This window comes from Cupriavidus sp. F041, assembly GCF_057814235.1.
This window is the reverse complement of sequence record NZ_JBVASY010000001.1, coordinates 2,368,917-2,392,733: the sequence shown is the minus strand read 5'-3', so window position 1 is coordinate 2,392,733 and position 23,817 is coordinate 2,368,917. Positions and strand designations below refer to the sequence as shown.

19 protein-coding genes are annotated in these 23,817 nt (G+C 60.8%); 7 read left to right on the top strand and 12 right to left on the bottom strand.

The window, feature by feature from the left end:
- The first annotated feature begins 56 nt into the window (after positions 1-56).
- The 3 genes from ACZY0R_RS10930 (at position 57) to ACZY0R_RS10920 (ending at position 4,123) form a co-directional block, all read left to right on the top strand.
- On the top strand, positions 57-1,409 hold the full coding sequence (locus ACZY0R_RS10930; RefSeq protein WP_488858366.1) for an MFS transporter: 1,353 nt from the start codon (positions 57-59) through the stop codon (positions 1,407-1,409).
- 41 nt (positions 1,410-1,450) lie between these two features.
- Positions 1,451-2,911, top strand: a complete 1,461-nt coding sequence (locus ACZY0R_RS10925) for a benzaldehyde dehydrogenase (RefSeq protein WP_488858365.1) — start codon at positions 1,451-1,453, stop codon at positions 2,909-2,911.
- A gap of 120 nt (positions 2,912-3,031) precedes the next feature.
- Positions 3,032-4,123, top strand: a complete 1,092-nt coding sequence (locus tag ACZY0R_RS10920) for an amidase family protein (RefSeq protein WP_488858364.1) — start codon at positions 3,032-3,034, stop codon at positions 4,121-4,123.
- Positions 4,124-4,272: 149 nt separating this feature from the next.
- Here ACZY0R_RS10920 and ACZY0R_RS10915 read toward each other — a convergent pair whose 3' ends face one another.
- The 6 genes from ACZY0R_RS10915 to catA all read right to left on the bottom strand — a co-directional run bounded on the left by ACZY0R_RS10915 (position 4,273) and on the right by catA (position 10,714).
- Positions 4,273-5,658: an MFS transporter gene (locus tag ACZY0R_RS10915; RefSeq protein ID WP_488858362.1), complete on the bottom strand. Its 1,386-nt coding sequence runs from the start codon at positions 5,656-5,658 to the stop codon at positions 4,273-4,275.
- A gap of 336 nt (positions 5,659-5,994) precedes the next feature.
- Entirely contained in the window at positions 5,995-6,771 is a 777-nt protein-coding gene (gene benD / locus ACZY0R_RS10910; protein WP_488858361.1) for a benzoate diol dehydrogenase BenD, read from the bottom strand.
- Positions 6,768-7,790: a benzoate 1,2-dioxygenase electron transfer component BenC gene (gene benC, locus ACZY0R_RS10905; RefSeq protein WP_447432903.1), complete on the bottom strand. Its 1,023-nt coding sequence runs from the start codon at positions 7,788-7,790 to the stop codon at positions 6,768-6,770. The genes benD and benC overlap by 4 nt, the downstream gene beginning before the upstream one ends.
- Before the next feature lie 38 nt (positions 7,791-7,828).
- Positions 7,829-8,317 carry a benzoate 1,2-dioxygenase small subunit gene (benB, locus tag ACZY0R_RS10900; protein WP_447432902.1) on the bottom strand — a complete coding sequence of 163 codons (489 nt, stop codon included), beginning with the start codon at positions 8,315-8,317 and terminating at the stop codon, positions 7,829-7,831.
- Complete coding sequence (locus tag ACZY0R_RS10895) at positions 8,314-9,672, bottom strand: Rieske 2Fe-2S domain-containing protein (RefSeq protein WP_276290554.1); 1,359 nt, start codon at positions 9,670-9,672, stop codon at positions 8,314-8,316. The genes benB and ACZY0R_RS10895 overlap by 4 nt, the downstream gene beginning before the upstream one ends.
- Before the next feature lie 106 nt (positions 9,673-9,778).
- Positions 9,779-10,714 carry a catechol 1,2-dioxygenase gene (catA, locus tag ACZY0R_RS10890; RefSeq protein WP_276290553.1) on the bottom strand — a complete coding sequence of 312 codons (936 nt, stop codon included), beginning with the start codon at positions 10,712-10,714 and terminating at the stop codon, positions 9,779-9,781.
- Positions 10,715-10,887: 173 nt separating this feature from the next.
- Between catA and ACZY0R_RS10885 the strand changes: the two genes are divergently transcribed.
- The 3 genes from ACZY0R_RS10885 (at position 10,888) to ACZY0R_RS10875 (ending at position 14,402) form a co-directional block, all read left to right on the top strand.
- Entirely contained in the window at positions 10,888-11,811 is a 924-nt protein-coding gene (locus ACZY0R_RS10885; RefSeq protein WP_276290552.1) for a LysR family transcriptional regulator, read from the top strand.
- Positions 11,812-11,912: 101 nt separating this feature from the next.
- Positions 11,913-13,040 (top strand): muconate/chloromuconate family cycloisomerase, encoded by a 1,128-nt coding sequence (locus ACZY0R_RS10880; protein ID WP_488858360.1) that lies wholly within the window; start codon positions 11,913-11,915, stop codon positions 13,038-13,040.
- A gap of 162 nt (positions 13,041-13,202) precedes the next feature.
- Positions 13,203-14,402, top strand: a complete 1,200-nt coding sequence (locus tag ACZY0R_RS10875; RefSeq protein ID WP_488858359.1) for a benzoate/H(+) symporter BenE family transporter — start codon at positions 13,203-13,205, stop codon at positions 14,400-14,402.
- 1,067 nt (positions 14,403-15,469) lie between these two features.
- Here the strand turns inward: ACZY0R_RS10875 and ACZY0R_RS10870 are convergent.
- The 6 genes from ACZY0R_RS10870 to ACZY0R_RS10845 all read right to left on the bottom strand — a co-directional run bounded on the left by ACZY0R_RS10870 (position 15,470) and on the right by ACZY0R_RS10845 (position 22,876).
- A complete protein-coding gene (locus tag ACZY0R_RS10870; protein WP_488858358.1) occupies positions 15,470-16,234 on the bottom strand; it encodes a fumarylacetoacetate hydrolase family protein in 765 nt (254 codons plus the stop codon).
- Positions 16,231-16,944 carry an aspartate/glutamate racemase family protein gene (locus ACZY0R_RS10865; protein ID WP_488858357.1) on the bottom strand — a complete coding sequence of 238 codons (714 nt, stop codon included), beginning with the start codon at positions 16,942-16,944 and terminating at the stop codon, positions 16,231-16,233. Before ACZY0R_RS10865 ends, ACZY0R_RS10870 begins: the two co-directional genes overlap by 4 nt.
- 13 nt (positions 16,945-16,957) lie before the next feature.
- Positions 16,958-18,406 carry an MFS transporter gene (locus ACZY0R_RS10860; RefSeq protein WP_447431828.1) on the bottom strand — a complete coding sequence of 483 codons (1,449 nt, stop codon included), beginning with the start codon at positions 18,404-18,406 and terminating at the stop codon, positions 16,958-16,960.
- Between the two features lie 108 nt (positions 18,407-18,514).
- Entirely contained in the window at positions 18,515-20,041 is a 1,527-nt protein-coding gene (locus ACZY0R_RS10855; protein ID WP_488858356.1) for an amidase family protein, read from the bottom strand.
- 86 nt (positions 20,042-20,127) lie between these two features.
- The gene (locus tag ACZY0R_RS10850; RefSeq protein WP_045240300.1) at positions 20,128-21,432 is read right to left on the bottom strand and encodes an MFS transporter; all 1,305 of its coding nucleotides are present in this window, start codon (positions 21,430-21,432) and stop codon (positions 20,128-20,130) included.
- Between the two features lie 223 nt (positions 21,433-21,655).
- Positions 21,656-22,876, bottom strand: coding sequence for a pyridoxal-phosphate-dependent aminotransferase family protein (locus ACZY0R_RS10845; RefSeq protein WP_488858355.1), 1,221 nt, complete (start codon positions 22,874-22,876; stop codon positions 21,656-21,658).
- 177 nt (positions 22,877-23,053) lie between these two features.
- On the opposite strand from ACZY0R_RS10845, the gene ACZY0R_RS10840 reads away from it, so the two are divergent.
- Complete coding sequence (locus ACZY0R_RS10840; RefSeq protein ID WP_488858353.1) at positions 23,054-23,773, top strand: GntR family transcriptional regulator; 720 nt, start codon at positions 23,054-23,056, stop codon at positions 23,771-23,773.
- Positions 23,774-23,817 lie beyond the last annotated feature (44 nt).

The window sequence follows — 23,817 nt, the reverse complement described above, 5'->3', positions numbered from 1 at the left end:
GCACTACGTACGGCAAGCCGGCACGGACCGGCACATAACCACATTTGGAGACAACTATGAACCAGAACATCGCAGACGATGTGCTGAAGGACACGCGCGTCAACTCGTTCCACCTCATGATTATGTTCTGGTGCTCGATGCTGATGCTCTTTGATGGCTATGACCTGGTGATCTATGGGTCGGTTTTGCCACATCTGATGAGCGACTGGAATCTGTCGCCTGTCACGGCAGGATTCATCGGTAGCAGTGCGCTCTTTGGCATGATGGTAGGTGCGCTTAGTCTGGGGAGTTCATCAGATCGCTTCGGTCGCAAATGCGTGATCCTGGTCTGCCTGGTGATCTTCAGCCTCGCCGCGCTGGCCAATGGGTTCTGCGAAACGACCACCCAGTTCGCCGTGTTTCGCTTTGTGACAGGCATCGGACTGGGAGGCATGGTGCCGAACATTGTTGCACTCATGACGGAGATGGCGCCGCCCAGCAAGCGCAACATCATGGTGACCATCATGCTGAGCTTCTATTCCGTCGGCGGCGTCATCGCAGCCGTTCTTGGAAAATCCCTGACACCTGAGTACGGCTGGCGCGCCAATTTCCTGATTGCTGGACTGCCGCTCCTCACCTTTCCGTTGCTCTACCGCTGGTTGCCGGAATCCATTACTTTCCTTTTGGCGCGCAGCCGTCTCGCGGAAGCCGAGCCACTGCTGCGCCGCTACGCACCCCAATACAAGGGAAGCCTGGCCAGCCTCGCGACGGCTATGGACGAATCGAAAGGGGAGACCGTATCGGGAGCCCGTACTGCAGAACTGTTCAGGCATGGACGTGCGGTCAATACCCTGCTGCTCTGGGTTGCGTTTGGCATGTGCATGCTAATGGTGTATGGGCTGAACACATGGCTGCCCAAGCTGATGGCAGCGAACGGGTACTCCCTGGGATCGAGCCTGTCTTTCCTCATTACGCTTAACGTGGGCGCTGTGCTAGGCGGTCTGTGCAGTGGCTGGCTGGCTGATCGCTATGGTGGCAAGCCGACCTTGGTTCTCTTCTTCGTCTTTGCCGCCATCTCGATCGGCATGCTCGGCTACAAGCAGTCGCCTTTCGTACTGAATGCGCTTCTCATGTGTGCCGGTGCGACGACCATCGGGACGCTTTGCATCGTGCATGCCTATGCAGCACAGATCTATCCGTCGCAAATCCGTTCGACCGGTGTTGGCTGGGCTGCAGCGGCGGGCCGATTCGGTGCAGTGTCAGGCCCGGCGCTCGGTGGATACCTCCTTAGCCAGCAGTTCCCCACGTCGTTCAATTTCATGGTGTTTGCCATCCCCGGCGTAGTGGCCGCGGTAGCGGTATTGCTGATTGCCACGCAGTCCAAACGTACCGTGGCGGCACTGCAGCCACTGGCGAGCACCGTGGATTAATTCTGAATAAACTGTCACATAAATTACGCGGAGTGCAAGTCATGACGAACAGCAGTGCATCTGTATGGGAAGGTCGAATCTTCTCGAATGGCTGGGTACACGGCACGGGTGACGTAGCCAATGTCGTCGAACCTTCGACTGGGGAAAATCTCGCCACGATCGGGACCGGTCTTCCGGAGGACATCGACCGTGCGGCAGCAGCAGCAAGTGCAGCGCAACCGTCCTGGGCTTCGACGAGTTTCGACCGCCGTGCCGAGGTCATCCGCGAGGCAGCCCGCCTGCTGAAATCCCGAGCAGACGAGATCAACGAATGGAATGTCCGCGAGTGCGGCTCCACGCGTGCAAAGGCGGAGTGGGAACTTCAGGCAACGTACGAGCAGTTGCAAATGGCGGCCGCCATGCCAATGCAGCCGGAAGGCGCACTGTATGCCTCGTCGATGCCAGGCCGTCTCAACATCTGCCGCCACGTGCCGATCGGTGTCGTTGGCGTTATTGCGCCGTGGAACTTTCCGATTCTCCTCGCGATGCGGTCTATCGCTCCGGCCTTGGCGGTAGGCAACGCCGTCATCCTCAAGCCAGACCAGCAAAGCGCCGTAGCCGGCGGCTTGCTTCTGGCCAAGGTGTTTGAGGATGCGGGCCTGCCGCCAGGGGTCTTTCACGTGATACCTGGAGGACCGGTTACTGGGGACGCCCTGGTGCGTCACCCCAAGGTCGGCATGATTTCCTTCACCGGCTCCACTGCCGTCGGGCGATCGATCGGGGAAATCTGCGGTCGAATGCTGAAAAAGGTCGCTCTCGAGTTGGGCGGTAACAACGCGATTATCGTGCTCGACGATGCCGATATCGACGCCGCGACGTCTAATGGCGCGTGGGGATCGTTCCTGCACCAAGGACAAATCTGCATGCAGACCGGGCGTCATCTGGTGCATCGCTCGATCATTGACCAGTATGCCGCCAAGCTGGCAGAGCGCGCGCGAAACCTGAAGGTGGGCAATCCGCATCAGCAAGCAGTGCATCTGGGCCCGCTGATCAACCAGAAGCAACGCGATCGCATCGACGGCATTGTCAAACAAAGCATCTTGTCCGGGGCCAAGCTCCTGGCCGGTGGCCGCTACGACGAACTGTTCTACGAAGCGACGGTGCTTGCCGAGGTGACCCCGGAAATGCCTGCGTTCTCGGACGAGATCTTCGGCCCGGTGGCGCCGATCACCGTGTTTAGTGACGATGACGAAGCCGTCGCCCTGGCTAATGCATCCGAATACGGCCTGGCTGCTGCCATTCACACCAAATCGCTCTCGCGGGGCCTCGCGCTCTCGTCGCGAATTCGAGCCGGGATGGTGCACGTCAATGATCAGACCGTGAATAACGAGTTTCATGTGCCTTTTGGTGGCATGGGTGCGTCGGGCAACGGCGGCAGGTTTGGGGGGCCGGCGAATTTCCATGAGTTCACACAAACGCAGTGGGTGAGTGCGCTCGACAAGCCGATCATTTATCCGTTCTGAGCGCCCGCGCCGCTCGCGTCCAAAGCTGCCACCAACCCCGCCCCAAAGGCGAGGTGGTGGCAGCATTTGCTAATGCATCCTGGTAGCAAACTTCTGACCGCTTATAGTGCGGAGGAAAACATGACGGAGCATAAGATGAGTCGCCGCAGTTTTGTATCGAAGACGGGCGCTGTTGCGGTGTCTCCGACCATCGCATCGGGTGCGTCTGGATGCGCGGGACCCGCGCCTGCTACATCCGGTGGCACCGGCGTCGCGATCGCGGCGCGCATCGCGCCGGGCGGCTTGGGAACTGACACTGGTGGTTCGGTTCGGATCCCGGCTGCCCTGAACGGAATCGCGGGGCTTCGGCCGTCGGTGGGCAACGGCGGTAAGGAGCGTCGCTATGACGGAACGGGTGTATTGCCGCTGAGCCACACCCGCGACACGGTTGGGCCCATGGGACGCACGGTCGAGGACGTTGCCCTTCTTGACGCAGCGATTACCCGCACAGACGTGGCCGATTCAGCACCGCTGCGTGGGTTGCGCTTGGGTATCCCGACCACCTACTGGGATGTGGTGGATGCAGAGGTCCTCTCCGTCATGAAGGCAGCAATGGCAAAGCTGGAACATGCCGGTGTGACCTTCGTCGAGGTCGATTTGCCGAACGTCCGCTCGCTGGCTGCAAAGACGGGTTTTCGCCTGGTGTTTCACGAGGCTGCACTCGATATGCCAAAGTACTTCGCAGCTAGTGGGGCGACTGATATCACAGTGGAGCGGATCGCTGCGGCGATTGCGAATCCAGATGTCAAAGCCGGGTTCCAGGCAGTGCTTCAGCGCAGTCCCGCCAACGAGCAGGAGTATGCGAACGCTGTCAGCGTCTTCCGTCCGGCCATGCGCGCGCAGTTCGACGCATACTTCAAGATCAATGCTGTGGATGCCATCCTGTCGCCGACCACGCCATTGGCGGCAGTTCACATCGATGCCGAGAAGGGATCCTCGACAGTGAGCATCAACGGAGGACCACCGGTCAACGAGTTCGAGACATTCATCCGAAACTGCGATCCTGGCTCGATTGTGGGTATTCCGGGTATCACGTTGCCCGCAGGCATGACCGAAGGTGGCCTCCCAGTCGGGATTTCGCTGGATGGGCCAGTGGGTAGTGATCGCCAGCTTCTGGCTATAGGCATCTCGATGGAAAGGCTTTTAGGTACTTTGCCTTCGCCAAAGACTTAGCGGGCCACCGCCGCTAACCGGATGGGATGTGCCCTTTTGTAATCTTTGATGGCAGGCTCTTCGTCTCCGCGAGAGCCTGCCTTTTTTCAGATCCTGAACCGCCGAAGAGAGTGGTTCCGCACCTCTCGACTGCAGCGGTTACCTCGACCTCAGGAGCTGCGGTGTTGTGTACGCAGAACGACGGTCTGGTCTGCATCCTCTGCGGCCTGGGCCGGCTTGCTATCGATCGCCGATGCCGATCGCTTGTGGTCGATCAGGAGCACAGCCAGCACGGCGATGACAGCAGGCACTGCCATTGCGGCAAAATTCTGCTGGAGTGGCAGGGACATGCTTACGAGCACGCCGATGACAATGGGCGCGAGGATTGCACCGCTTCTCCCGACACCGGAGGCCCAGCCAATGCCCGTACCCCGCACCGTAGCCGGGTAGAACTGGGCTGCATAGGCGTACGTCACAATCTGCGTGCCGATCGTGGAGGCTCCGGCAAGGGCGACCACGAAGAACAAGGCCTCGGTCGGCATCTTGTAGCCAAGCAGCGTGATGGATATCGCGGCAAGTGCGTACATGCCGACCAGCACGTATTTGATATTGAACCTGTCTGCCAGACAGCCGCCGCCGATTGCGCCGGCCATCGCGCCAAAGTTCAGCACCAGGACGAACGTCAGTGCCGAGCCCAGGCTATAGCCAGCGCCGGCCATGAGCTTCGTGAGCCACGAGCTCAACGCATAGACCATGAACAGGCACATGAAGAAGGCAACCCACAGCATCACGGTGCTGAATCCCCGGCCATCACGGAACAGCATGCTGATGGGAGCGCTGGCACCTTTCTCGGCCTGAGGCAAGTCGAACCGGTCTGTCATCTGGGCGCGGTAGGTGGGGTCCATCAGGACCAGTACTGCCTTGAGGGTGTCCAGACGATTGCGCTGGATCAGGAAAGGCAACGACTCCGGCATCAGCTTCAACGCAGCGGGGATGATGAGTATGGGAGCGCTCGCAGCCAGGAAAACCGACTGCCAACCGTACGTTTCGATCAGTGATTTGCCCATCAATGCTGCGAGCATCCCGCCTGCGGAATACCCACTGAACATGAGCGTGACCATCGTTCCGCGGATCTTGCGCGGCGAAAACTCGGTCATCTGAGCGACGACGTTGGGCATCACCCCGCCGATTCCCAGACCGGCAAGGAAGCGTGTAATGCTGAACGTGACCGGATCGTGCGTCATGCCCGCCGCAGCAGTAAAGACGCTGAAGAGCGCGATACAGACTGCAATGGCTTTGGGCCGGCCAATGCGATCGGCAATGGTTCCCATGATGACTGCGCCGAACATCATGCCGAACAGAGCGGAGCTGACCATGAAGCCTGCGCGGGTCGCGTCGACGCCCATGTCTTTCATGATGGAAGGAAGCGCAATGCCCACCACGGCGAGGTCGTAGCCGTCAAAGATGATGATGAGCGCGCACCAGAATAGCAGGCCAGCATGGAATTTGTTGAAGCGCGCGTCGTCCGCAAGCCTGTGAACGTCAATGTGACGCATGATTTGTCTCCTCCGTTGTCTTAGGAATGGCCGCGGCATCCCCCGCGGCGTCTGCGGTTCACGTAGGTGGCCGCCGGCTTTCTGAGCCTGAAACGTTGAATTTGCCAGTCGCCGTCCTGGCAGCGTGGGCAGGGATGTGATGGTGCGCTGATACTTGTAGCGGGTGAGGCGGTCCTTCACGCAGCCCTTCAGCTTTGCTTAGTGTTTCGACGACTCTGGCTGGGCGCGTACACATGCCGCGTGCAGGATCTTTCGTGGACCGTCTCCATCCCAGCGCGAACAACGGTTCTACGTTCGTTCACTGGTAGTCCCCCTTCGCGGCGTCTTCGACGAGTTCTAGCCGTTGTCGCCGCCTGCAACCGGTAGCACGGCACCCGTGATGTAGCCAGCTTCGTCGGAGGCAAGGAAGAGAATCGGCGCGATTTGTTCGTCGAGCGTTCCGTATCGCTTGAGAAACGTCGACTCAGTAACCTGCGTCACCGCCTCCCTCATCCAGGCCTTCTCTTGCTCGCTATCCCCAGCCGCGTTGCGCGGCACGCGTCGGGCAGGCGCCTCGGTTCCGCCGGGTGCGGCAGCGACCACGCGAATGTTGTGCTCGCCATACTCCATCGCCAGCGACTGCGTCATCGCGTTGACGCCACCCTTCGCAGCCGAGTACGGCACGCGGCGGATACCGCGCGTTGCGTTCGAGGAAACGTTCACGATCGTTCCGCCACCTTGCGCGAGCATGTGCGGAAGGACCGCGTGGCAGGCGTACAAGGTCGGCATGAGCGAGCGGCGAATTTCTGCATCAATCTGAGCCGGTTCGAATTCGGCATAGGGCCGCATGCGAATGGCTCCGCCCACGCCGTTGACCAGAATGTCAATTCGGCCAAACTTCTCCACCGCGAACGCCATCGTGGAGGCTGCGCCTTCATAGGTCTCGAGGTCGGCAATGAAGCCGGCGGTGTCGGCCCCCACTGCTTGCGCTGCGACTTCGGAAACGAAGTCGGCGCGGTCGACAAACAGGACCTTCGCACCCTCCGCCGCTGCGCGTAGTGCGACGCCGCGCCCTATACCTTGGGCGGCACCGGTGACTACCATCACCTTGCCTTCGAATCGCTGGGCGCTCATGGGGTCACCGGGGCTGCGTTGGGCGTGAACTTCTCGTAGTGGAAGCTGTTGGGCTTCACACCGTTGTCGTCGAAATACTTGCGTACCGCGTCGACCATCGGCGGAGGTCCGCACAGGTACACGTCAACATCGCCATCGTTCAGACAATCAGCCGGCATATGCTGGGTCACCCAGCCCTTCCGAGGATGGCTCGATTCCGCTTCCGCGACTACGGTGCTGAACGTAAAGTTCGGCAATCTCTCGACATACGCCTCGATAGCCTCAACCTGGACAAGATCGAGGTCTCGTGTCACGCCGTAGATGAGATGCACCTTCTGCTGTGAGTTCGCCCGAACCAATACTTCCAGCATCGACAGGAACGGGGCCAGGCCCGTTCCACCAGCCAGGAACAACAAGGGACGTTCCACTGCCCGAAGGTAGAAGCTGCCCAGAGGGCCGGTCAGTTGTACGTTGTGGCCCGGCTGCGCCGATTCGAGCCAGGTGCTCATCACGCCGCCAGGGATCTTCTTGATCAGGAAGCTGATTTTTGATGCACCGGGCGCCGACGAGAAGGAGTACGAGCGGTGTTTTCCGCTGCCGGGGACGTCGATGTTTACATACTGGCCAGCGAGGAAGACCGGAGGAATGCTATCTACGTCCAACTCAAGGACCACCGCCGCATCATTGTGCTGTTCGACTTTGGTCACCGTCGCCGCAAATTTGCTTTGCTCGGTTTTGCACACCGTCGACGATGCCGGAACCGCGATGACGCAGTCACTCTGCGGCACCATCTGGCACGTGAGCACGAGACCGCTAGCCTTCTCGTCGTCGCTCAGCGCGTCCTCGATGTAGTCGTCGCCCAAGTCGTAGCTGCCGCTCTCGGCGCGGCATTTGCAGGTGCCGCACACACCGTCGGAACAATCCATCGGCAGGTTGATCTTGGCGCGAAAAGCGGCATCAAGGACCTTTTCGCCGGCCTTGCATTCGACGAAACGGGTCACGCCGTCTTCAAAATTCAGTGCGATGTTGTAGCTGGACATGTTGCCTCCTGCGTCCTTTCTCATTCCGGCCCGTGGCATCAGACGTGGTAAACGTCGAGAACCTGGCGGATATAGTCATTCTTGAGCGCAATCTTCTTGCTCGAAATCAGCAAACGGTCTTCAACCTTACGGAAAGTGAGGTAGACGGTGCCGAAAAATTGATCCGTCACCTTATAACGGTGGCTCAGCGTGTTGAAGTTATATCGAACGTCGACTTCGCTATCCCGCTCAGCGAGCACTTCGACATTGGTGACGTTGTGGCTGGTACGCGGCTCCGGCATCGACGCACTGCTACGCTCGGTTCTGATACGAAACACTCGGTCTTCCAAGCCGCCACGGCCCGCGTAATACATCAGCGAAATTTCTCTTTGTGGGTCTTCGGTGAGCTTGTCATCGTCGTCCCAGGCCGGCATCCAGTAGGTGACGTCTTCCGCGTAGCAGGCCAACCACTCGTCCCACTGACGGTCATCCAGATAGCGCGCCTCCTGATAGAGCGCATGACAGATTGTCTGATAGTCGATGTTCATACGGCCGCCTCCGCCTGTTCTTTGCGCAGGGCTTCGCGCATCACCTGCATCCAATATTCGTGTTGCACCACGAAGAGACCTTCATCTTCGCTGCGCTCGCCCGAGATAAGCGGGTTCAACCCCATGCCCTTCGCGTTCTCGTCGGGTCCGTGCACCCACAACGGTGCGCCACGCGACATGTCGTTCCACATCGACGTCGTGTTGGCGTAACCAGCCTGGCACGCACGGAATTCTTCGAGATCGTCGCTGGTGCCCATGCCCGAGACATTGAAGAAGTCTTCGTATTGGCGAATGCGGATGGCGCGGCTTTCTGCGCTTTCGCCTTTCGGTGCGAAGCAGAAGATGCTGACTTCAGTCTTGTCGACACTAATCGGACGGACCACGCGAATCTGGGTACTGAACTGGTCCATCAGGAACACGTTCGGATACAGACACAGGTTGCGTGTCTGATTCACGATGTACTTGGCTTTGTCTTCGCCGACGCGAGCAGCGATTTCGTCGCGATGTTGATACACCGGACGTACTTGAGGATTCATCGTGTTGGTCCAGAGCAGGATATGGCCGTGCTCGAAGCCATATACGCCCGCGACTGACTTGCTCCAACCGTTTGCATCGACGGCCTTGGTTCCTTCGTCGTTGCGGCGGCCCATCGTTGCGGCGTAGTTCCAATGCACGGTACTGACGTGATAGCCATCACAGCCGTTCTCCATCTGCATTTTCCAATTGCCGTCGTAGATATACGAAGAATTGCCGCGCAACACTTCGAGACCTTCCGGCGCCTGCGAGACGATTTGGTCAATGATGACCTTCGTCTCCCCGAGATAGTCTTCGAGCGGCATCACGTCATCGCTCAGGCTGCCGAACAGGAAGCCACGATAGTTCTGGAAGCGCGCGACCTTCTTGAGGTCGTGGGAGCCCTGCTTGTTGAACTGCACCGGATACTCGGTCGTCTTCTCGTCTTTTACCTTCAGAAGCTTGCCTGAGTTCGAGAACGTCCAGCCGTGGAACGGACAGGTGAAGCTGCCCTTGTTGCCGTGCTTGCGACGGCACAGCATGGCGCCTTTGTGTGCACAAGCATTGATCACCGCGTGCAACTCACCGGTCTTGTCACGCGTGATGACAATCGGCTGGCGACCAATCCACGTGGTGTAGTAGTCGTTGTTGTTGGGAACCTGGCTTTCGTGCGCGAGGTAGACCCAGTTGCTCTCGAAGATATGCTTCATCTCGAGCTCATACAAATCGGCGTTCGTAAAGATGTCGCGGCGGCAACGGAAGACGCCATTTTCCTTGTCATCCTGAACGGCATTGCTCAGCAAGTCGTCCAGTTGTCGTGCTTTATCGATAGTTGCGGACATGAGTCGTCTCCCTATGCTGACTTCGCGGTCAAGCGCAGTGGCATCGGTACAGATAGTTCGTGCAGAGAGGTTGACGGCCTGAAGAGAAAGGCCGTCGCGTGAGAAGTTACGCCGTGGCGGATGCGCGAGGGCGATTCACAAGCTGGTTGTCGTTGCCTTGCACCAGCGGAGTCAACTCGATGTTGAACTCGATTTCCTTGTATGCGTCGTCCTTGAGGCCGAGCGCAGCGCCACCCGTCTTTTCGACCACATGCGGTACGAGCTCTTCGCGCGTCGCATAAGCGAAGTCATCCCAGATCAGCGGGTCGCCTTCGATGTTGATCTGCGTCGTGAGCTTGCGCGCCTTGTTGCTCGTGACGAAGAAGTGCACGTGCGCCGGGCGGTTGCCGTGGCGGGCCATCGCGTCAAGCAGTTGTTGCGTGGCTCCTTGGGGCGGGCAGCCGTAGCCAACCGGCATCAGTGTGCGGAACTCGTACTTACCGTCAGCGCCTGTCTTCACCGCGCCGCGAAGGTTGAAATCGGCTTGCGCGCCGGTCGGGTCGAAGTGCGAGTAGAAGCCCTTCGAGTTGGCATGCCAGCATTCGACGACCGCATCGGCCACGGGCTTGCCGTCCGGTCCGGTCACCGTGCCACGGATGATGAGCGGGCCCGCGTCTTCGTCAGCATTGAGGTCAATCCTGGAGACGCCATCACGCACCGGGGCGCCCGCAACATACAGCGGGCCTTCGATCGTGCGCGGGGTGCCGCCGTGGATGTCGGCTTCTCGGTCCTCTGCATCCATGCGGATGTCGAGATACTTTTCGAGACCAAGGCCTGCGGCCAGGAGTGCAGCCTCACCATCTTGTCCGAGCTTGTTGAAGTAATTCACGCCCGCCCAGATCTCGTCGGGCGTCATGTCCAGGTCGTCGATGGCTTTGAAAAGGTCGCTCAGCAGGCGATGGGTGATCTGCTTGGTGCGAGCGTTGCCATCTTTGTTGCCCAGATTGGCAGCGGCCTGCAGCAGTTCCTGCACTTCCTTCGAGTCGAATACCTTGGCACTCATGTCTGCTCCTAACTCTCTGTGTTTTTGGTGGGGTTAACCCTCATTTCAGGCCGATCTTAATCTACCCAGAAGGTATAATCGATCCCTGAAACTGGGCTTGAGAGCAGAATAGAGGCGGCAAACGCCCCAGTCCAACACTGTTTTAGTATCAGACTATATCCTGGAGGTATTGTATGGAGCTGCGACATCTCCGCTACTTTGTAGCGGTTGCAGAAGAGTGCAACTTTACGCGCGCGGCAAAGCGGCTCCACATTGCTCAGCCGCCGCTGAGCCGCCAAATACATCAGCTCGAAGAAGCACTGGGAGTGCAGCTATTCGAGCGGAACTCTCGTCCGCTCAGGCTCACCGAGACGGGCAAGTTTTTTTACTCGCACGCGGTGCATCTGATTGCGCAGACGAACGAGTTGGAATCGATGACGAGGCGCGTTGGCAACATCGAGCGCAGTCTGTCTGTCGGCTTTGTGGGTTCCACGCTCTACGGCATGCTGCCAAAGATCATTCGGCGGTTCCGGGACGAGAACAAATCGGTCGAGCTAAGCCTGCACGAGATGTCGACGATGGACCAGATTCGCGCTCTCAAGGACGGACGCATCGATGTAGGATTCGGTCGAATTCGGCATGAGGACGCGAACATCCGCCGGGTCATTCTCCGCGAGGAGAAAATGATTGTTGCACTTCCCGTCGGTCATCCGCTCTCAGTGTCGAAACCGGTGCTCTCGCTTCGGGACCTCATCTACGAAACTCTCATCGTCTTCCCAAATGCACCGAGGCCTAGCTATGCGGACCAGGTCTTGTCAGCCTTCCAGGAGCGGGCGCTTACGCCTCGGCGTATCTATGACGTTCGGGACTTGCAGATTGCATTGGGGCTTGTTGCAGCAGGAGAAGGGATTTCGGTCGTGCCGAGCAGTGTCTATGGGCTGAAGCGCGACGACGTGAGCTACATGGAGCTAGATGACCCCACCCTCACGTCGCCAATCATTATGAGTATGCGAGCGATGGATGAGTCGCGTGACATCAAGGAAATCCTGGAACTGATCTATCGGCTATACGAGGAAGAGCGGATTCCCTTCGCACCTCGCACGGAGAATGGCCAGTAAGACGATCATACCTCGGCGGTATGGCCCTAGACGTTGATGGTCTTGGACAGCCGAATAGTGCTGACGCAATACTGCAACTTTCCACTTCGCCATTCCCAGGTATGAACGCCAAAATTACATCCATCGAAGCGATTCTGGTCGACCTTCAGACCATTCGTGCGCATCAGCTTTCCATGGCGACGATGCAGCAGCAAACCATGGTCATCATCCGCCTGCGCTCGAGCGACGGCATTGAAGGCATTGGCGAAGCCACGACCATCGGTGGTCTGTCCTATGGGGAAGAGAGTCCCGAAGGCATCAAGCTGACCATCGACACCTACCTGGCGCCGGCGCTGATCGGACAGGATGCGACCACCATCAACGCGGCCATGCTCAAGCTGAACAAGGTCGCCCGGGGCAATCGGTTCGCCAAGTCAGGAATCGAGACAGCGTTGCTGGACGCACAGGGCAAACGCCTTGGAGTGCCCGTCTCCGCGCTGCTCGGTGGCGCCGTCCGTAAGACGCTTCCAGTCCTTTGGACGCTCGCCAGCGGCGATACCCACCGCGACATCGAGGAAGCCGAAATGCTTCTTGCCGAACGTCGCCACAACGTCTTCAAGCTCAAGATTGGCCGTCGCAGCGTGCGTGACGACGTGGCTCACGTTTCCAAGATCAAAGCTGCACTGGGTGACCGAGCAAAGGTTACCGTGGACGTCAATCAGGCATGGAATGAAGTCGATGCGGCTTTGGGTATCGCAGCGCTCGAGGCGGCTGGCATCGACCTCATCGAACAACCTACGCCGCGCGAGCACCGCGGAGCGCTTGCCCGGCTCGCGGCACGATTCACCGTTCCCATCATGGCCGATGAGGGTATTACCGGCCCCGAGGACGCAATCGAACTCGTGCGTGATGCCTGTGCCGACGTGTTTGCGCTGAAGATTGCGAAATCCGGCGGTATCTACGGAATGATGCGCACGGCCGCCATTGCAGATGCTGCGGGCGTATTGCTCTACGGCGGGACGATGCTCGAAGGCAGTATCGGCTCCATCGCTTCCGCACACGGCTTTAGCGCGCTTCCGCAACTGACGTGGGGAACTGAGCTTTTCGGCCCGCTGCTGCTCAAGGATGACATCGTGACGGCCCGTCCGCAGTATCGCGACTTCGATCTGCATATCCCCGAAGGTCCAGGGCTCGGACTGCAAATCGACGAAGACAAGCTCGCGTTCTACCGTCGTGACAAGCACGCTTAAACGGCTATCTATATCGACATGGCGCTCCTTCCGGCCTACCGGAAGAGGGTCCCGCCTCGGGAGGAGACATGCTGTATCTCGTAAGAACCCCATACATGACTGTGCAGGTAACTCCGCTCGCGCGTCATCCGTCTTCGATTCGCTGATGACGCCGGCAACTTCATGAATCGGGACGCGAACGATACGTTGGATTCCATCAGTGCCAATGGCACTTGGTCTATGTCAGCAGTCACAGCCGGGCTGCTCGCCGTCGTCATCTCTTATGCCGGCCCATTGGCAATCTTCTTCCAGGCAGCGCATGCCGCTCATGTCGGCAACGACGTGGTCGCCTCCTGGGTATGGTCGATTTCGATGGGTGCCGCAGTTTCGGGATTGACGCTTAGCTGGTGGCTGAAGCAACCCATCATCACAGCTTGGTCCGCTCCGGGAACGGCGTTGCTTGTGACGCTCTTCCCGGGGATGCCTGTCAGTGACGCAATTGGAGCCTACATTGTGGCCGGCGCGTGCATCCTCGCAATCGGTCTAACGGGCCTGTTCGACCAGATTACGAAGCGCATTCCGCCAGGGATTGCCTTTGGGATGATGGCGGGCATTCTCTTCCAGTTTGGCACCAACATTTTTAAGTCGGTGAGCATCAGTCCGTTGCTCGCTTTCGGGATGCTAGGTAGCTACCTTGTGTTTCGGCGCTGGGCGGCGCGCTACTGCCTGATACTGGTTCTCGCTTGCGGTTGCCTACTCGCAATGGCGCTTGGTTTGACGCATTTCGACACCGTTAGCCTGCGTGTGACCCAACCGGTTTTCACAATGCCGACGTGGAACTGGCAATCAACTATCAGCCTGGCTGTACCGCTGGTCATCGTAAGTCTGACGGGCCAGTTCCTTCCAGGCTTCGCTATCCTACGTGTCTCGGGATACGAGACGCCGAGTCGTCCCGTCTTGGTGGGAACAGGCGTCACGTCGATTCTGGTCGCTTTCACCGGCGGAATAACGATAGTTATTGCCGCAATTACAGCGGCGCTCTGCACCGGCTCTGAGTCGCATCGCGACCCTCGGCGTCGATATGTTGCGGGTATCGCGAACGGGCTGTTCTACCTGATCGGCGGAACCTTCGCGGGCACGGTGGTCATGTTGTTCGCCGCACTTCCTAACGCTTTTGTGGCGGTTCTAGCGGGGCTGGCCCTCTTGGGAGCAATCGCTACGAATATCGTGGGACTTGTGCAAGACGAAGCTCATCGGGAAGCAGCGTTCATCGCATTCATCGCCACCGCCTCGAACATGAGCTTTCTGGGCCTTGGTTCGGCATTCTGGGGAATCATCTTGGGATCGGCTGCGCACCTCATGCTCCGAAGGACCGCCGGATAGAAGCTCTCAGCGACGTACCTGGCTGTGTTCTTCTCAAGGTGCGTCCGCCACTGATCGACAAGCACGCCGGAAGGCGGCGCCTGTCCCAAGGTGGCTGCCTGGCGAAAGGATTCCACGGACAAGCTCTATAGTATTCCACCCCGGCGGACGCCGGGCTGGGGGTGGTTACGACTTCCGCACACCTGTTGCCGAGTCGTAGCAGGCACGCTCGTGGTCGGCGATGCGGACATGACCGACTGCGGCGAACGGTGTGCTGAAGTGGCGGACGGCCGCGTAGGCGGCGAAGCGGCGTAGTACCGCGATTTCCTTCTGAGCCTCCCAAGCCCATGGATGCTGCCGGCGTTCGCGAAGAAACGGTTCTGCCCTATAAAGAAGGCGTGCCGACCACCGGTTACGCCTCGATGAATCCCGATTGTCCCGCCATCCTGTTCGGCGCCTTCGACCGCCACAATTTCAGCGGCCTCCTGCTGGCGCAAGTGATGGGGCGCCTGCTGGCCAACCGGCGCCTTGTGTACGCCGGCCTTGCCGACCGGGACCTGAGGGGGTGGCCATCGGGTGCAAGCGATCACGCGACTGGCCCCTGCTACTTCGGACGACGCGATCGACATCATCCACGTCGACGGCGAGATCCCGTCTGCGATTGGACCTATCGCTTCTACCTTGGGGAAGCTTTCTATCCGGTGCGCTGTTTGCCGATCTCGGTCGGATGCCAGCCGCCAGGCTCGGTCGTCCCTGATCGACCCACTTCTGCCCTTCGACCCGGCGTGGCCTTAACGGCAGCTTCCACGTGCGGATTCAAGCGGTCATGCAAGTCGAGATTGGCGATCGCCCCCTCATCGGCGATAGTGTTGAAAAGCTCAATATGACAGGTGCTCCGACCGGGACGATCGAAACTCGGCCTCTCAGAACGGCCTGTAGTGAACGATCGTCGATCGGTTGAGGGCCGTCCCCCAACAAAAAAATCTACACGACATCCGTCCCACAGACGAGTTTTTCAACACTATCTGACCGTAGCGGCCGGTCACTACTCTGCAAATGAGAAAGTTCGCCGGCGATCAGCGCCATCCTCAGAACTGGATCGAGGCCCGGCCAATGCCTTCGAATTCCGCTGTCACAAGGTCGCCAGCCGACGCCGCCAGAATTCCGACCCAGGTGCCAGTGGTGACGACGGTGCCGGCTTCCACGCTTCGGCCCGCGCGCGTGGCGTGGCGCAGCCAGGCCACCAGTCCGTAGGCCGGATCGCCCAGGGCATGGGTGCCGCGGCGCTCGATCGATTCCATTCCAATCTGCACCCGGCAACGCTGTGCCGCCCAGTCTCGCGCTTCATAGTCACGCCACTCGCCAAGCACAAGCGCCCCGTGAGCCTGCAGGTCAGCCAGCTTCAGTAGCGCAGGCGCGGCGACGTACTGCTGCCAGCGCGAGTCGACGACCTCAATCGAGACCGCCATCGCGTCGATCAGCGCGGCCGCGCCCGGACCATCGAGGGCGGCCGCCTGCGCGGCGTCCACCCCGCGCCTGAGCCGCAGCGCGATCTCGGCCTCAATGCCGCGCCACGTGAAGGGCCAGTCGCCGGCATGCGCGGGGCTGGTCCACACCCCGGCGGACGGAAGTTCGGCGTGTGTCAGTTGCGCCTCGCGTGAAGGCCCGCCGGATTTCCAGTACCCGGCGCCTGTCTTTTGCCAGCCAAGCGAGCGAGCCACGACCGACTGCACGGCGTAGGCCTGCTCCGGATTGTCAAGCGCCGTGGCGAAGCGCTCCGCGTCGGCGCAACGGTGCTCGCGCCGTGCGCAAAGCAGGGCCTGCGCGACCGTATCGATGTTGGTTGATGTCATGCTTCGGGCAAGTCCTTGAATGAAGGATTTAAATTACTCCGCGACTCGCTCGCGGCAAGCGCACGCAGCAGGCTGCGGCACGCTGCTGGCACCGGACCGATCACGGGAATGGAAAAACGCGCGCTCAAGGCCTGGGCCGCCTGGCCCAGCGGGCCACCTCCTATCACCACCGCTTGTGCTCCGTCAGCTTCCACGCAGGCCCGGACCGCTTCTGCCAGTGCGGCTTCCAGCGCCGCCGCGTCAAGGCCAAGCATGCGAGGGTCGCCGCGGGTGAAACGCACACCCGTGAAGCTGGCATCGAGTCCGTAGCGCCGTACATTGGCTTCAATCGAGGACGCCAGGAACGGCGTCGTCGTGGCGATACCGAATCGACGCCCATGCTGCGCTGCTTCTCGCATGGCGGCTTCGCCGATCCCCACCACCGGCACGGCTAGCCTGCGCCGAAGCGCGTCCGCGCCGGGATCGCCGAAAGCGGCGACGATGACAGCGCGCACGCCTGAGCGCTCCGGACCGGCGCCGGGCAGATCCATGGCGCCGACCGCGTCCGCGGCGGCGCGCAGATCTGCCTCGTCGACGATCATCGGCACACCGCATGCCATCGTCAGGCCGCGGATCTCCAGGCCGCCGGCAAGTGTGGCACGCGCGATGTCAACCATCATCTGCGTGGTCGACTGCGACGTATTCGGATTGATCAGCAAGATGTGGTTCATCGCGATGCGCCGATCAGGAGCCGCTTGCGCTGGTCGCACCACCAGCGACCGCGAGTTCGGCTTCGTCGTCGGCGGCTGTCTCGCCCATGGCACGGCCGAAGGTTTCCGGCGCAAACTGGACACTCAGTGCGAAGACAGCGTACATCGCTGCCAGCATGCTGAACATGCCGCCGACGCCGTAGGTTTCGAACACGCGGCCGCTGATCAGCGGTGTCAGTGCCCCGGCCAGCGTGCCGAGCGCCAGGATCAGGGAAGTGCCGAACGCGCGAACGTGCGTGGGATATTGTTCCGGCGCGAAGATCCAGATCGAGGTGTTGAGCAACACGACACAGAACGTAAAGGCCGCGCCGAACAGCAGTACCAGGGCGACGTTATACGTCAGGAAGCCGAAGCATAGTCCGGCCGTGCAAGCCAGCCCGGCGCCTACCGTCAGTACGCGCTTGCGCGGTATGTGATAGCCGCAGTACGAAGCCGCGAGCGCGCCGAACAGGCTGCCGCTCTGCATCACCATGGTGAAGAGCAAGCTCTTGGAGATGGTGTAGCCCTGTGACATCAGAATCGTCGGCATCAGCGTCAGCACGGAAATCTGCGCCCCGTATGTCATGGAAACCGCAATCCCGAGCGCGATCGTGCGTCGGCCCAGACGGCCTTTGAATACGTCGCTCAGCCGCACCTTGGCGCGCGGCGCCTCATCCTGCATCGATGCCTTGATGTACGGCGTCGGCTCGCCGGCGAGCTTGCCCAGCCGGCCCGACGCCAGGATCGACAGCACGCGGTTGGCCTCGTCTACCCGTCCCTTGGACAACAGGAACCGCGGTGTCTCCGGAATAAAACGTCGATAGAACACGACAAAGAACGCGGGGACAACCAGGCAGGCGAACAGCCAGCGCCAGTTGTCCGGTCCCGGGAACATGGCGAACACGGCCAGGCCAAAGGCGGGCGCCAGCATATTGCCAAGACCACCGCTGCCCACGCTAACCATGCCTACCGCCGTACCCCGGAAGCGGGTCGAGCACAACTCGGCCAGCATCGTCACAGCAATGGATATCTCCCCGCCCAGGCCGATGCCGACGATAAAGCGGCCCGCAGCCAACACCGCATAGTTCGGCGCCAGCGCGCAGATGATGGCGCCCAGCGTGAACAGCAGCAGGTTTGCGCTCAGCATGGTGCGCCGGCCGTAGCGATCCGCGATATAGCCCGATCCGATGCGTCCGAGCGCGGCGGCGCTGAAGGTCAGTGTGTTCAGAAAACCGATCTGCGCCACTGAGATGCCCCATTGCTCCCGCAGCATGGGGCCAACCAGGCCAACCGCATTCTGCTCGAAGACGTCGAACATCACACCCAGCATGATCATGAAGATGATCTTCTTGTGCGAAGCCGTCACGCCGATGCCATCCATTGCCCGGTCGAGCTCGTGCTGCTGTGGGGAACTCGACGATTGAACTACCACTTCTGCGCCCATCTTTGTCTCCTCCTCGTTTGAGGTCGTCACGGTGTATCCGCAAACTTCTCGCCGCCTGGATCGGCTGGCGTTTGTAGAGCAGCAATGAAGATTCGTTCCGATACTCGCCTATTCGAGCGCCGGTGCCGCGTGCGGCGCCCGGCGCGCGCGCAGAGCCTGCTCGGCCGCATAGGCCAGCCTTATCAGCACGGGCTCCGAAAACGGACGGCCGAAGAGCTCCAATCCAACCGGCACGCCCTGCGGCGCATTGCGATCCGCGGCGGAAAACCCCGCTGGAATCACGATCGCCGGGAAGCCGGTGGCAGATGCGAGTACGCCGTTGCGATCGGCTTGGGGCTCGCCGATCGGCGCCACCAGGCGGCGCTGATGCGGAAAGGCCAGCACGTCGATCCGCTGCGCTTCCATCAGATCCAGTAGCCGCTGGCGCAATGCCTGCTGGCGTTGCAAGCGCTCGCGGTATTCCGCGTCCTTGCCCGCGAGCGCCGCTGCCGTGGTCAGCGTTCCCGCGACGCTTGCGTGCACTTGCCCTGATGCGATGATGTCTTTCAGCGACCGCACCCCCACGCCCGGTGCGAGCCGGGCCAGGTAGGCATCGAGGTCGTGCTCCATCTCGTAGTGATGCACGAGCGTAGACGCCAGGAGTTCATCAGGGCTGATGGCGTCATCCACCGCGACCAGTTCCGCGCCCTGTGTTTCGATGACGGCCAGTGCTTGCTGCATGACGGCGTTGACGGGCCGATGCTCTGGCCCATCGCCGAAGAAATGGCGCAGTACGCCGATGCGCGCCCCCTTGAGCCCGTCGGGATCGAGAAAGGCCGTATAGCTCGCGGGGATGTGGGAGGCCCCTTGGCTTGAGACAGGATCGGCCGGGTCGTGCCCGGCAATTGCGTCGAGCAGCGCAGCGGCATCCGCAACGGTCCGTGTGATCGGCCCGATGGTGTCCTGCGTCAGACCGCAGGGAACGAGCCCCGTTCGGCTGACAAGGCCCATGGTTGGGCGCAGGCCGACGAGATTGTTAGCCGAGGCCGGCGACCTGATCGAGTTGACCCCATCAGTTCCGATCCCAAGCAAGCCGAAGTTGGCTGCGATGCCGGCGCCGGTGCCCCCGCTGGAGCCGCCGGGCGTTCGCGTCAGGTCATATGGGTTCAAGGTCTGGCCAAGCTCCGTACTGACGGTCTCCCCCCCGGAGGCAAGCTCGTGCAGGTTGGTTTTTGCCAGGACGATGGCGCCTGCCCGGCGCAGCCGCTGGACAATAAAGGCATCCTGCGTGGCCATATTGCCCCTAAGGCAAGGCGAGCCTGCGGTGGTTTCGATGCCACCGCATTCGATATTGTCCTTGATCAGCACCGGGATGCCGTGGAGAGGAGCCAGGGCCTGCGCCGGCTTCCCGGCGGCCCAGGCGTCCATGCGTTCTGCCTCTGCCAGCGCCTCCGGGTTGAGCCGGAGGATGCTGTTGATGCGGGGGCCGCTTTGATCGTAGGCTGAGATCCGGTCCAGGTAGCCGCGCACCAGTTGCCGTGCCGTCAGCCGGCCGTCACGCATCGCGGCATGCGCGGTGGCAACGGTGGCCTCCATCAGGTTGAACGGCGCTTGAGTATCTCGTCCGTCCGTTTTCGATTCGAATGCACTGTTCATGAGAGTCTTCCATGCGCCCGCTACGGGCGCCCGAGGCGTTGGGGGTGCGGGGAAGCGGTGCGGCGCCGGCGCACCGCTTCCCGTTGTTATCGGTTGACCAGCTTGGCAGGCAAGGTCCAGATGGCAAAGGCGCCAATGATCAGCATTGCCGCGATCATGTAATAGGCGCTAGTGCCACTCTGCGTCACGTCCCTGAGATAGCCGATCATGTAGCCGCTGGTGAAGCCCGCGAGATTGCCGATCGAGTTGCTCATGGCGATTGCCGTGGCCGCCGCGGCACCGCTCAGAAATGCAGTCGGCAGCGACCAGAACAGCGGCGTGCAGGTCAGGATGCCGGCCGCGGCAATTGACAGGAACACCAGCGACAGCGCGGTACTGTGCATGACCCAGGGCAGCGCCAGGAAGCCGATCGCCCCCATCATGCAGGGCACGATCAGGTGCCAGCGCCGTTCGCGATGCTTGTCGGCGCTCTTTGCGAAGAAGTACATCGTGACAATCGCCGCCACATAGGGAATCGCGCTCAGCAAGCCGATATGGATGGGGTCGGTGACGCCTGTGGACTTGATGAAGGTCGGCAGCCACAGGGTAATGCCGTACTGGCCGGTGACATAGCAGAAACAAATCAGGCTGATGAGCCAGACGCGTGGGTCGGTGAAGACGTTGCCGACGCGCGCCTGCGGGTCCGCCGACCTGACGTCCTCCGCCTTGGCCAACTCCAGCACGCGCTTCTCCTCGCTGGACAGCCATTTGGCCTTGGCAATCGAGTTGTCCAGATAGTAGAAGCAGAAGAGGCCCAGCAGGACTGCGGGAACGGCCTCGATGAAGAACATCCATTGCCATCCGGCCCAGCCTGCGATGCCGCCCATGCTGCCCATCAGGAAGCCGGACAACGGGTTACCAATGATGCCGGACAGCGGCGAGCCCATGCAGTAGATCGCCATGATCTTGGCGCGCCGGTGTGCCGGATACCAGCAGGACAGGTAGTACACGATGCCTGGCGTAAAGCCGGCTTCGGCCAGGCCGAGCAGAAAGCGCAGCGTGTAGAAGGCGGTTGGCGTCTCCACGAACACGAAACACGCGGAGAGCACACCCCATGTGACCATGATGCGCCCGATCCACACCTTGGCGCCGAACCGGTGCAAGGCCAGGTTGCTTGGCACTTCGAACAGGAAGTAGCCGATGAAGAAGATGCCGGCGCCCAGGCCGTAAACAGTTTCGCTGAAGCCCAACTGCTGCGACATCTGAAGCTTGGCGAAACCAACGTTGACACGATCGAGATAAGCGATCAGGAAGCACAGCATCAGGAACGGTATCAGCCGCCAGCTTACCTTGCGATAAACGGCGTCCTCGAACGTCCTCACTTTTGTCCCGGCCTGCAGGGTGGTATCCACAGCGTCTCCTCAGTTTTTCTCAGGTATGTCTGTGCTGCTGCACCGATCCTCACGCGATCGGTACGGTGCGGGGAATTGGCGCCACCGCGTACCGGTGACGGACTGGCTCCCGCCGCGATGCCCTCCCAGGCATCACAAGGCTGGAGGCCAGTCCAGGCGCTGGCCGCCGCGGCGCAGCCGCGCGGAATTCCTCGCTTCGGAACTACAGTTGCGTCGGACGGCGTCAGGCCGCGGCTTTGAGCGGCAAGGGCGTGGCATGGGCGGCCAGGTAGTCCATCGCCGCGGATGTCCCGCTTGCCGCGGCCGGCACGCCCGAGATCTTCAAGCCCATTTCGCAGCCGGCGAGCGTCGCCATCAGCGTCAGGTCGTTGCAGTCGCCGAGATGGCCGATGCGGAACATGCGGCCTTTCATCTTGCCGAGCGCCGCGCCCAGCGACATATTGAAGCGGTCATAGATGTTCCCGCGCACAACGTCCGCATCGATCCCCTCGGGCATCATCACGCCGGTGAGAACCGGGCTGTACGCGGAAGGGTCGGCGCACTGGATCTCCAGCCCCCAGGCGCGCACTGCCCGGCGGCATGCCTCCGCCAGCCGCTGGTGGCGCGCGAACACATTGTCCAGCCCCTCGCCGAGGATCATGTCGAGAGCCTCGGACAGGCCATAGAGCAGATTTGTGCTGGGGGTATAGGGCCAGTAGCCGGTGCGGTTCATCTCGATGATCTCGTCCCAGCTCCAGAAGCTGCGCGGCAGTCCTGCCGTCCTGGCGGCTTCGATGGCCTTGGGAGACACCGCGTTGAAACTGATGCCCGGCGGCAGCATGAGCCCTTTCTGCGAGCCGGAAACGGTCACATCCACGCCCCATTCGTCGTGCCGGTAATCAGCAGACGCCAGGCCGGAAATCGTGTCGACAAGCAGGAGCGCGGGGTGCCGCGCGGCGTCGATCGCCTTGCGCACGGCCGCGATGTCCGAGGTAACGCCGGTCGAAGTTTCGTTATGCACCACGCACACCGCCTTGATGGCATGCTGGGAGTCCGTGCGCAAGCGTGCCTCGATCATGTCGGCCTGCACGCCGCGGCGCCAGCCTTCAATGCCCGGCAAGCCGAGAAACTCTGGCCGGATGCCAAGATTCTCGGCCATCTTCTTCCAGAGCGTGGCGAAGTGACCCGTCTCGAACATCAAAACCGTGTCGCCGGGACTCAGCGTGTTGGTCAGCGCGGCTTCCCATGCGCCTGTCCCGGAAGCTGGATAGATCACGACCGGGTGCTCAGTCTTGAATATCTGCCGGATCCCGGCCAGCACCTTGAGGCCAAGCACCCCGAATTCGGGGCCGCGATGGTCGATGGTCGGATAGCTGATGGCTCGCAGGATGCGATCAGGAACGGGGCTCGGCCCGGGGATTTGAAGGAAGTGGCGGCCGGCTGGGTGGAAGTTGAGTTTCTGCATGGTCTCCTCCAGTTGAGTTTTGAATACAAAATACTCTAGCAGAAGAGCTACATAGGGACAGGGCGGATGTTGCTAAAATTTCGCAGTGTTTACCCCATAGGAAAGGGATTCTGCGCCTTTTTGGAGCAATGTTAAGTGTCTGCTAAAATGTATGCAGCAACGTTTTCTGGAATTTGAATGCAAAATTCTATTTTGACCGGCACGGATTCTTCCGTATCCGTGCTACCCAAGGTTGAGCGACGGCGCTTGCATGACACGGTGGTGGATCATCTGCGGACGTTCATCGTCGAGGGGGTCTTGAAGGCGGGTACGAAACTCAACGAACGTGAGTTGTGCGAGACGCTGGGCATCTCCCGCACGCCCCTGCGCGAGGCCATGAAGGTGCTGGCGGCGGAGGGGCTGATCGAAAGCACGCCCAACAGGGGCGCGACGGTATCGCGCCTGTCGCCGACGGAGATACAGGACACGTTCGAATTGATGAGCGGTCTGGAAGCATTATCCGGGGAACTGGCCTGCGAGCGCATCACGGCCATCGAGTTGGCGGAGATCAAGGCATTACACTACGCGATGCTGGCATGCCGGGCCAAGGACGATTTGTCCGGTTATTACAGCTTCAACCATCAGATTCATGACCGTATAAACGAAGCGGCCCGGAATGTCGCGCTGCGTCAGACCTATCTATCGGTGAATCGGAGGTTGCAGGCGCTGCGCTACCGGTCGAACTATCAGAAGCCGAAATGGGACAGCGCCATCCATGACCACGAGGAAATGCTGACGGCGCTCGAGGCACGCGATGGCAAGCGGCTTGCCGCGATCCTGCGCCAGCATCTGCTGGACAAGCGCGACGCCGTGCTACTCATCCAGTTGAGCGAGGCCGGCGACACGTCAGGCACATAGCGCAGCGGGCCGAAGCACCCACATCCCACTGCGGCTTGACTAGG

Coding starts and splice junctions, on each gene's coding strand:
- ACZY0R_RS10930 (WP_488858366.1), top strand. CDS start 57: ATGAACCAGAACATCGCAGACGATGTGCTGAAGGACACGCGCGTCAAC.
- ACZY0R_RS10925 (WP_488858365.1), top strand. CDS start 1,451: ATGACGAACAGCAGTGCATCTGTATGGGAAGGTCGAATCTTCTCGAAT.
- ACZY0R_RS10920 (WP_488858364.1), top strand. CDS start 3,032: ATGACGGAGCATAAGATGAGTCGCCGCAGTTTTGTATCGAAGACGGGC.
- ACZY0R_RS10915 (WP_488858362.1), bottom strand. CDS start 5,658: ATGCGTCACATTGACGTTCACAGGCTTGCGGACGACGCGCGCTTCAAC.
- benD (WP_488858361.1), bottom strand. CDS start 6,771: ATGAGCGCCCAGCGATTCGAAGGCAAGGTGATGGTAGTCACCGGTGCC.
- benC (WP_447432903.1), bottom strand. CDS start 7,790: ATGTCCAGCTACAACATCGCACTGAATTTTGAAGACGGCGTGACCCGT.
- benB (WP_447432902.1), bottom strand. CDS start 8,317: ATGAACATCGACTATCAGACAATCTGTCATGCGCTCTATCAGGAGGCG.
- ACZY0R_RS10895 (WP_276290554.1), bottom strand. CDS start 9,672: ATGTCCGCAACTATCGATAAAGCACGACAACTGGACGACTTGCTGAGC.
- catA (WP_276290553.1), bottom strand. CDS start 10,714: ATGAGTGCCAAGGTATTCGACTCGAAGGAAGTGCAGGAACTGCTGCAG.
- ACZY0R_RS10885 (WP_276290552.1), top strand. CDS start 10,888: ATGGAGCTGCGACATCTCCGCTACTTTGTAGCGGTTGCAGAAGAGTGC.
- ACZY0R_RS10880 (WP_488858360.1), top strand. CDS start 11,913: ATGAACGCCAAAATTACATCCATCGAAGCGATTCTGGTCGACCTTCAG.
- ACZY0R_RS10875 (WP_488858359.1), top strand. CDS start 13,203: ATGAATCGGGACGCGAACGATACGTTGGATTCCATCAGTGCCAATGGC.
- ACZY0R_RS10870 (WP_488858358.1), bottom strand. CDS start 16,234: ATGACATCAACCAACATCGATACGGTCGCGCAGGCCCTGCTTTGCGCA.
- ACZY0R_RS10865 (WP_488858357.1), bottom strand. CDS start 16,944: ATGAACCACATCTTGCTGATCAATCCGAATACGTCGCAGTCGACCACG.
- ACZY0R_RS10860 (WP_447431828.1), bottom strand. CDS start 18,406: ATGGGCGCAGAAGTGGTAGTTCAATCGTCGAGTTCCCCACAGCAGCAC.
- ACZY0R_RS10855 (WP_488858356.1), bottom strand. CDS start 20,041: ATGAACAGTGCATTCGAATCGAAAACGGACGGACGAGATACTCAAGCG.
- ACZY0R_RS10845 (WP_488858355.1), bottom strand. CDS start 22,876: ATGCAGAAACTCAACTTCCACCCAGCCGGCCGCCACTTCCTTCAAATC.
- ACZY0R_RS10840 (WP_488858353.1), top strand. CDS start 23,054: ATGCAAAATTCTATTTTGACCGGCACGGATTCTTCCGTATCCGTGCTA.